Here is a 7,920-nt window from a genome sequence, read left to right as displayed (position 1 = left end):
CTCCCCCACTCTCCCCCTCTCCCCCTCTCCTTCCTAGCCTCCAGCAACACCGCTACCATCGCCAACGAACAAGAACGTGATCACATCAATGGCAATCACAATTGCAAAAGCTAGTGCTACTTGGGTTACAATTGGTCTCCAATCATTGCCTTGCTGTGCTTGGTTATAAGCAAATAATGAAGCAGCAGCTACTAGCAAAAGAAAAGCGCCTCGAATTAAGTTGAAAATCAAGGTAATCACTTCAGCAGAAATTGCTTGACCCCCAGCAGAAGCTGCGCCTTGTGCTAGTTGTTGCATAAATGCTTCTAAACCTGATAGAAAGATTGCATTAGCAGGAGAATCGAGTACAGAACACAGTGCAGTGGAGGTAATGATAGCGGTAGTGACGTGCCAGAATCGGATTTTACCACCGATGTATCTTTCTACAATTGGAATAGCTCTGACGATATGCCATAAGCTCAGAAATAAAATACTAGAGCAGCCTAGCGTTGTAATAAAAAGAGGTTGACGGATGGTAAAGTAAATTAGTGCTGCTATGCAAATAGCAATAAATACAAAATCGCTAGGAATGATTTTGTGTTGAATTAACCAACGATTGAACAACAGTTTCTTACGGTGGCTTTTGGGAGTTTGGTAAACCGTCATGGAAGTTTCTCCATTTATATAGCTTTGATGCCAATTTAAAAGGTGATTGGTATTCGTGACTTCACCAGATGCGGTAAATTGAGATAGCTAGCATGACCCCCTCTATTTGGAGGGGTGATATCCTATTTGGTTGTATCCCTATCTCGTAGAATTTGAGGTGAGACTGAGATAAGAAATGTTTTATGCTTCCATCTCTAGTTCGGTTTTTTGCTCTTTATGTTGGTGAGGAGTCATAATTTGTTGCTTTTGAGAGAGGAGATATTTTACATCTTCAATAGGAATATCGCATTGAATTATTTCGACTTTACCTCTAGCGATAGTTGCGTCAAAAACTACCTCATCGTATTGATTAAAACCTTGGATAGAAGCCGAAGACTTGGACTTGTCACTAAACTCAACTTCAAAGTCGAGACGGCGACCTTGGGAATCGGTTAAGTTCATTTGTGTAAGACCGCTTTTCCCCAACGCTTCTGCTAAAGTTTCTTGATGAATCGTTCGTTGCAAAACGTCTAAGTTAGCGATTTCTTGTTTGTCTTCTTTACTCAGAAAATCATTGATTACTTTCCACTGACCCTGCGAGCAAGTAGCCGAGAACAACTCTTCACCCTGTTGATTTTCTAATCTCACAGAGGTTGAATTGCGTTCGCGAGTCTGATAAAGTTTCGTAGCTCCTAATTCAACTCCATCTTCTAGAGTTCCACCTGCTGCAACTGTTTCCTCTTCAACTAGGTTATAAAGTTGTGCTAGTAAGGGAGCAGTTTGTGATGATTGAGTTTCAATAGAAGGTGAATTAGCCACTTTTTTCCCATTCGTATTGTTCATATTTTCCAGCTTTGGTGAAGATGGTTTAGCGCCGTTTGAAGCTAAATTGCTCTCAATATTGATTGACTCAGCTTTTAAATGAACGGTTTGCTCATCTATTTCACTGTCAGCTTCAGCAACAGAAAGTTTTTTCTCTAAAGCTTCAATTCGTACTTCTAGAGTATCGAGACGCTTTTCAATTCGGTCGAGAGCTTGATTAATTTGTGCAAGCTGTTTATCAAAGCTAGCCTTGGTGTCAATTTCAATGGATTCAGATTTTTCTGAAGTATTTGATTCCAAGGAGATGGAAGCTTTATCAATTTTGTCACTGATTTTATTTACAGTTTCAGCCAAGATAAACCCCGCCTCTGGTATAGATTCTGCCTTGTTTTCAGACTTCGATTCCCCCATTATCATGGGTTCATCTGTTGGGGTTTCTGATTCATCTGATTCTTCGTGGGTCAAGCTTTTGACTCTAGCAGTGAGGGAATCAGCGCGTTGACTTTGAGCTTTGAGTCTTTTGATAATATTGCTAACCTGGCGTTCTTTTCCCTCCGCTTTAGCTGCTTCAAAAACTTGTGAAGCTGCCTTTTTCCCAATCAAAGTAGTTAGAACTGCAATTTGAGTGCTGAGTCCTCCCACAGTAGTACCATCTACTTCACTTCCAGAAATTGCTGCTCTGCTACTAACCTGGGAGGTAGCATCAAGTATATTATCGATATCTAAATTATTTGATGATTGGCGGCGATTGTTGGTTGGAGGTTGGCTTTCATCAAGTAGCACGTTCCGAACTGATTTTCTGTTATTCTTAGAACTATCAGATATTTCATCTGAATCTGCAACGTCTTTTTGAGGTTGATTTCTAGCTTTAGAATTAGGTTTTGGTTGAGGTTCGTTTTCATCTAACTCGTCTAATAAGTCATCTAACTCATCTGTTCTAGCTTGGCTCTTATTTTTAGACTTTGGTTGATGTTCTTCTAAAGCTAATTCATTTGAATCATTACTCTTAGCTTTCCGCTTGCTTTGAGTTTTAGTCAACGGCTCATTTTTGTCTAATCCTGGGATGTCACGAGTGTGAGTCTTACTATTGAGCTTTGATTTAGATAATACTTGAGGTTCATCGTCATCTAAATCATTCAACAAATTATCTTGCTGTGATTTACGATAGCTTTTCTGAGGATTAAGAATCGCTTCAACCCCTGTTTTACTGAATCGGTTATCATCTGATTCACCTAAATGTTCCATCATGTATTTGCCTGTGGTAGACCCATACTCAGGTCGGTCAGCTAAGCTAAGAATAATTCCGTTGTGCTTGATTTCTACATTAATGCTCGGTTTGCCGTCAGCTTCAGTCAGTTCCTCAACTGCATCGGCAAAATCTTCTACGCTTTTTAGTCCGTTTTCCAAGCAGTAATCCAAAGCCTTTTCACAACGATTTCTGAGGTAGCTTAAAATCTTTTTACCTTCGGGTGTGTGGGGAGTAATATAATTACCTTGGCCTCTGTTCCGATTTGATGCTGTCTTTGTAGGCATAACTCAATAAAATTGAAGTGGATATTTTCTATGAAATTTGAGAGTTCGCTTAGTGACTTCACCAAACCAGTTAGTTTTTACCCATAAAAATAACCCCCTCCAATTGGAGGGAGCTTAGTTTTGAACTTTCAAAGAAAATAAAGTTCAGGTTTCTACAATTAAACTTGTACCTCTGCCATTTCCTTTTTTCCCTGTTCGGGAGTTTCGGGAGAAATGTCAAAAACTTGTGCGAGCAATTTATCACAGTTCGTTGAAGAAAGCTCCTTGATAATTGTGCCATTTTTCAAATCAGCAGCAAAGACTGGAGTATCGTCTTCATCCTTAACCCAACATCTAAGATTGTTACGAACTTGCTTAATTTTAACGTTCCAATCCCCCATTGCAAACTCAGTTTCTCCGGTTTGTTTGTAAAGTCGATAGATTGCATCCTTAAGTAATTGCGAAAATTCAACTGAGTCTGGTTTGCCAGTTTCATTTTGAACCCCGTGATTATGTTGCTTTTGTTGATGGCTTCGCTCTTTACTACCAATTAGTTCATCTTCAACCTCTGGTTCAAATGTCTGGATTAACCGCACAGATTTGGGGTCAATATTCAGAAGTAGGCTACTACCTTTTGATGAAGGTTCGATAGTTGCTTCAAAGGTAGCACCAATGGGCAGTTTAGGCGAATTAGCAGAAAACATGGCTAACTGTTTCCCATCAAGAAGGACAATCGGGCTACCGTTGTACCTCAAATCAGAACTGTTAAACGAACCAACTTCAAAAGTTAAATTTTGACCTTTCCATTCTCGACTACTAAAATCCACATCTTTGAAATCGTTATGTTTCTGTCCGATTAATTCGGCTTGGTCAAATTGAAAGTTCTGCAATTGCTGACAGATTTCATCAGTAAACAAGTTAAGCACTAACGCAGCTTTGGGTGTTTGATGCTGAGATTCCAGCCAGGTATATTCGGTAGGGGCTACAATGCGCGAACTAATATCTTGACTGCGACCCAAGCCATCGCGATAGGTTAAATCTAACTTGTCGATGTCATTGGTATTGTTACCGTACCGTTTTTCCAAAATGTCGATTAGCTTATTGCTGGGGTCAAGTAAAGCAAAGTTGACCATTGGTAAGCTGGGATGCAATGTTGCTTCGTATTGAATGTTTTTGCTGTCTAGTTTTTCCTTCCACTGTCCGGCTAAATCTCGACCTATTGGTTTTCGTTGCTTATCCCTCATAATTTTACCGCTGTCATCTTTGACAAATTCCTCAAAAGGAACGCTGAGAATATAGGTATCTTTGGGTAGTGCTGAATGCAATTGTTGGTAATCGGATTCCAAATGAAATTCAATCTCAAGTTGACGGGATAATTCCTTACAAGCTTTACGCGGTACGTCTAAATTAGGATTAGTAGTTTCTAAGTACCACATTGCACTAGCAGCTAAACTCCGTTCTTGAGGATTGGGGAAAGCCTCTGCCACATCGCTTCTCAAACTTTCGTACAATTTGCCAACCGCTTCTTTCAAGTTAGTAGGATTATCGGCGTGCAATTCATAGATTTCGCCCATACTTTCTCGATAGCGTTCCTTCACTTCTTGCGCCCAACTGATGTAATGTTTCTCCCAAGTTTCTCGTTCGTCTAAATCTGATGGTGGGCTGAAAAGGTAACGAAATTCATCGCGGTGGCGACTTTTGAGACGAGTCGGTTCCCAAGCTGGATTGACAGCAACTTTTGCGATCGCGCTAATTGCAGTACTATCTTCTGTAGGTAGCGGTACGCTTTTGTAAAGTCTGAGGTCGTCTTTGAAATCGAACAGGTGGCAAGGATGTTGTTGAGACCACTTGGAAGCTGTTTCTAGTAGAGTAGGGTGGTGGTCTTCTAACCTAGTAGCACTTTTGGGGCTATCGACTTCAATTTGAAGTGCGTCGAACAGTTTACCCAGCAATTTCTCTTTTCGTTGATTGAATAAACCTTCTGGTTGTCCTGCTTCCGGTACAGAAGATTGTACTCGTCCAATCAAAGTGGCTACCCAGCCGATTTTGTTTTTAGCGATCGCTACAGCAATCTGTCTGAGTTTGGTATACTTACGATTGCCATCTTCGTCAGTAGCTTGAGTGTAGTCAATTTTCAAGCGTTTTTCGATAGCTTCGTATTCATTTTCATCATTGGCGTGTAGGGTTTCCTTGGCAATGTGAGGTAGTTTGGAAGCGGGTGTAATTACTAATTGGTCGCCATCAAAATCGCATTGGTGATGCTGCATAGCTTGGTCGGGACGAATGAAAACGCAGCCTTTGTACTGCATGAGTTCTGGTTTTTGTTTGTTGTTAACCGTGTAGCGACGAATGTTGTCTTTACTAACAATTGGGTAGCGAGTAACGATAACTTCCGTTCCATGTCGTAGATGAGGTGCAATAATCGTTCCAGGTAACAAATCTTCACAAGGTTGAGCCATTGCCGAACCGTGATGAATTGCTCCCTTGATAGCTAAATCTTTCCATTTTCTGGCAAGTTGTTCCTGCATAAAGTCAACAACTTTGGGAAAGTCAAGTAGCTGTCCCAATTTATCGTTTCTAAGAATAGAGATGAGGCGAGATTCGTGACGTTTAGTTTGCTCATCACCTAAATTACTCAATTGAGTTTCCGTATCATCTGCTGTTTGTTTGAAAGCTGCTTTCTTGTCATGCTGTTCGACTAGGTATTTGGCAAGTTGTATGCGGTTATTCTGCAAAGATGCGAGTTTTTGAGCTTCAGCTTTGGTAGCGGGAACGATGTCAGCTTGAATTGCATCTTCCGAGTACCAAATCGAAAACTGCCAAGAATTTTCATACTCAGTTGTTTTGGCATTCCCGCGATTTCCCAATACAGCTTGAGGAAATTCGTAATCACCACAAGGAATTAAGTCAGCCAGTTGTTTTTTATCAACTCCTTTGATGGAAGAACGGTCTAGAATGATATCGTAGCCAGCATTATCGGTTAATTGGGCATTAGGTAGCAAAGTTCCTTTCGCTAAAAAGCTAATTTCTGGAGTTTGGCAATCTTCCCGTGACCACTCTTTTAACCATGCCATGCGAAATTGGAAAGGTCGGTTGTGAATTGCTCCCAGTTGTTGAGCTAAAGCAGGTGAAATTTTGCCATGACAATCGCCAGTCTGCCACTTTTTAGCTAACGCTTTTTCCTTCGGGTTACCGCTTTGGGAGTCAACAATTTTTACTTTCAAGGTTTGATTATCTTCTGAACTATCTAAAAATTGTGCTCCTTGAGTACAACTGCTGACTAAAAGTGAACCGTAACGACAAGCGTGGTCGGGTTGAGTGGCAAAGATACTTAATAGTTTAGCTGAAAGTTCTTTGTCAGCAAAGTACACATTTTTACCAGAACTGAAAGAGCTTCTTCTGGGAATATCATCGCCGAAGTCAATATTTTTGAGAGGGTCGTGACTGTTATCATCGGGGTCGGGTTTAACAATCACAAGCGATTTCAACTCGGATGGTTCAAATAGCAGTTCAAGCATTGAGTTTCTCAACACTTCTGGTTCAGCTTGATAGCGACCTTTCGTTTTACCATCGGTCAGTGACATATCAAATACAGGGATTTTCAAACCTTCTCCCTTAGCTAATTCAGTAGAGTGATGAGTTGGAGTAGAAAACGCTGTTTTTTTCATAATCAAAAATGAGTGGACTACAACTTTTCTGAGCGTGACAATTAAGCTTAAGCAAATAAAACCTGCTCTTGAATGATTTTTATCCCCTCCAATTGGAGGGGTAAAAAAAGCAAAGCAGTAATGTGCTAACATAAAGCCAAGTTAGCGACTCAGAGCATAAATGGAGGAGGAAATCTAGTGGAAATAGTTCAGAGTGTCAATGAGATTGAAACAGAGGTAAAATTTCTGTTTGATTTGGATGTGGAGGTTAATTTAATTGTTGAGTTGACAGAAAATGAGGAAATTACCATCCTTAAACAAAGGAAAAATCAATTGTCAAAACTATTTGATGTTACCCCAGAACAAGTGGATAACCCTGACTATTGGATTAATCTTTAGTGCAGGGGAGCAGAAATAACCCACCAATTTATTTCTCCCCTGCTCCCCTGCTCCTCTGCTCTCCCAATCTGGATCAATCAGCTTTTTTACGTCGCTTTTTGGTAGGTTGTAGCTGACTTTCTAGTGGTTCAACATTGGCTGTTGTGCTAGCTTGGTATTGAGGTAAATTACTTGGTAGTAAGCTATAGATTACCTTGCGTCTGCGATAAACTTTTGTACCTTCTACGGGTATTCCTTGTTTCCAAGCATCAGTAATTGCCTTTTTGTTAGCCGAAATTACGGTTTTAGTTTCGATACGGCGATATTCGTCTGGTAGTTGAGAAGGGTCGATAGATACTTCACAAGTCGGTGGGTTTTCTTTGACAGTAATTCGATGCTGTTTACCAACAATTTCGGCTGTAATGGCTCCAACTTGGTTAAAATAGATCACAGTTTGGTCTAATCGTTCTCGCCAACCTTCCAGTTTATCGATCGCACTTTGATGCAATTCGATTAAAAATTGCATTCTAGCTTTAATTGCTGTTATTTCGGCATCAATTTGGTTGGCAAGTTCGGCATGAGCATCAATAGCAACTTCTTGTTTTTCTTGATTGTGCCAAATTGATTGTAATAAGCGATCGACTTCTTCAGTTGTTTCGGCAATTTCTAATTGATGCCAAAGTTGGGCTGCTGTAATTGATGTATGTGCTAAAGATTGAGTGAGTAAGTTCATCAGTATTTACTGTTAGTACAAGTGTGATAATAATCGCGTTCGGCTTCTATTCGAGCTAAGATTGTTTCAGTTTCTTCATCAGGTTCAATAGGAATTGGTTTGACCGTAGGGGATTCGTTGATGGCTCGATCGCTCTTTCGGTACTGAGGCTTTTTTCGAGTAAGTTTTGGCATTTCTTTCACCTGGTTTTTTACAATAAAGCGC

General features: G+C 40.4%; 6 protein-coding genes. 1 reads left to right on the top strand and 5 read right to left on the bottom strand.

Features of this window, described 5'->3' with window-relative positions; all coding sequences use genetic code 11:
• Window positions 1-33: 33 nt before the first annotated feature.
• The 3 genes from IQ264_RS01695 to IQ264_RS01685 all read right to left on the bottom strand — a co-directional run bounded on the left by IQ264_RS01695 (window position 34) and on the right by IQ264_RS01685 (window position 6,626).
• Window positions 34-645: a hypothetical protein gene (locus IQ264_RS01695; protein WP_193977963.1), complete on the bottom strand. Its 612-nt coding sequence runs from the start codon at window positions 643-645 to the stop codon at window positions 34-36.
• Between the two features lie 180 nt (window positions 646-825).
• On the bottom strand, window positions 826-2,979 hold the full coding sequence (locus tag IQ264_RS01690) for a hypothetical protein (RefSeq protein ID WP_193977961.1): 2,154 nt from the start codon (window positions 2,977-2,979) through the stop codon (window positions 826-828).
• A gap of 158 nt (window positions 2,980-3,137) precedes the next feature.
• Complete coding sequence (locus IQ264_RS01685) at window positions 3,138-6,626, bottom strand: hypothetical protein (RefSeq protein ID WP_193977959.1); 3,489 nt, start codon at window positions 6,624-6,626, stop codon at window positions 3,138-3,140.
• A gap of 177 nt (window positions 6,627-6,803) precedes the next feature.
• Between IQ264_RS01685 and IQ264_RS01680 the strand changes: the two genes are divergently transcribed.
• Complete coding sequence (locus tag IQ264_RS01680) at window positions 6,804-7,004, top strand: hypothetical protein (protein ID WP_193977957.1); 201 nt, start codon at window positions 6,804-6,806, stop codon at window positions 7,002-7,004.
• Between the two features lie 73 nt (window positions 7,005-7,077).
• Here IQ264_RS01680 and IQ264_RS01675 read toward each other — a convergent pair whose 3' ends face one another.
• The gene (locus IQ264_RS01675) at window positions 7,078-7,716 is read right to left on the bottom strand and encodes a siphovirus Gp157 family protein (RefSeq protein WP_193977955.1); all 639 of its coding nucleotides are present in this window, start codon (window positions 7,714-7,716) and stop codon (window positions 7,078-7,080) included.
• Window positions 7,716-7,889: a hypothetical protein gene (locus IQ264_RS01670; RefSeq protein WP_193977953.1), complete on the bottom strand. Its 174-nt coding sequence runs from the start codon at window positions 7,887-7,889 to the stop codon at window positions 7,716-7,718. The genes IQ264_RS01675 and IQ264_RS01670 overlap by 1 nt, the downstream gene beginning before the upstream one ends.
• Window positions 7,890-7,920: the final 31 nt, after the last annotated feature.

It is taken from the genome of [Phormidium] sp. LEGE 05292 (assembly GCF_015207735.1).
In the GTDB taxonomy this organism is placed as follows: domain Bacteria; phylum Cyanobacteriota; class Cyanobacteriia; order Cyanobacteriales; family Aerosakkonemataceae; genus Floridanema.
The sequence above is the reverse complement of the archived record's forward strand: the minus strand, read 5'-3'. Positions and strand labels throughout refer to the sequence as shown.

Excerpts from the sequence above, each read along its gene's own strand:
- IQ264_RS01695 (WP_193977963.1), bottom strand. The coding sequence starts at position 645 with ATGACGGTTTACCAAACTCCCAAAAGCCACCGTAAGAAACTGTTGTTC.
- IQ264_RS01690 (WP_193977961.1), bottom strand. The coding sequence starts at position 2,979 with ATGCCTACAAAGACAGCATCAAATCGGAACAGAGGCCAAGGTAATTAT.
- IQ264_RS01685 (WP_193977959.1), bottom strand. The coding sequence starts at position 6,626 with ATGAAAAAAACAGCGTTTTCTACTCCAACTCATCACTCTACTGAATTA.
- IQ264_RS01675 (WP_193977955.1), bottom strand. The coding sequence starts at position 7,716 with ATGAACTTACTCACTCAATCTTTAGCACATACATCAATTACAGCAGCC.
- IQ264_RS01670 (WP_193977953.1), bottom strand. The coding sequence starts at position 7,889 with ATGCCAAAACTTACTCGAAAAAAGCCTCAGTACCGAAAGAGCGATCGA.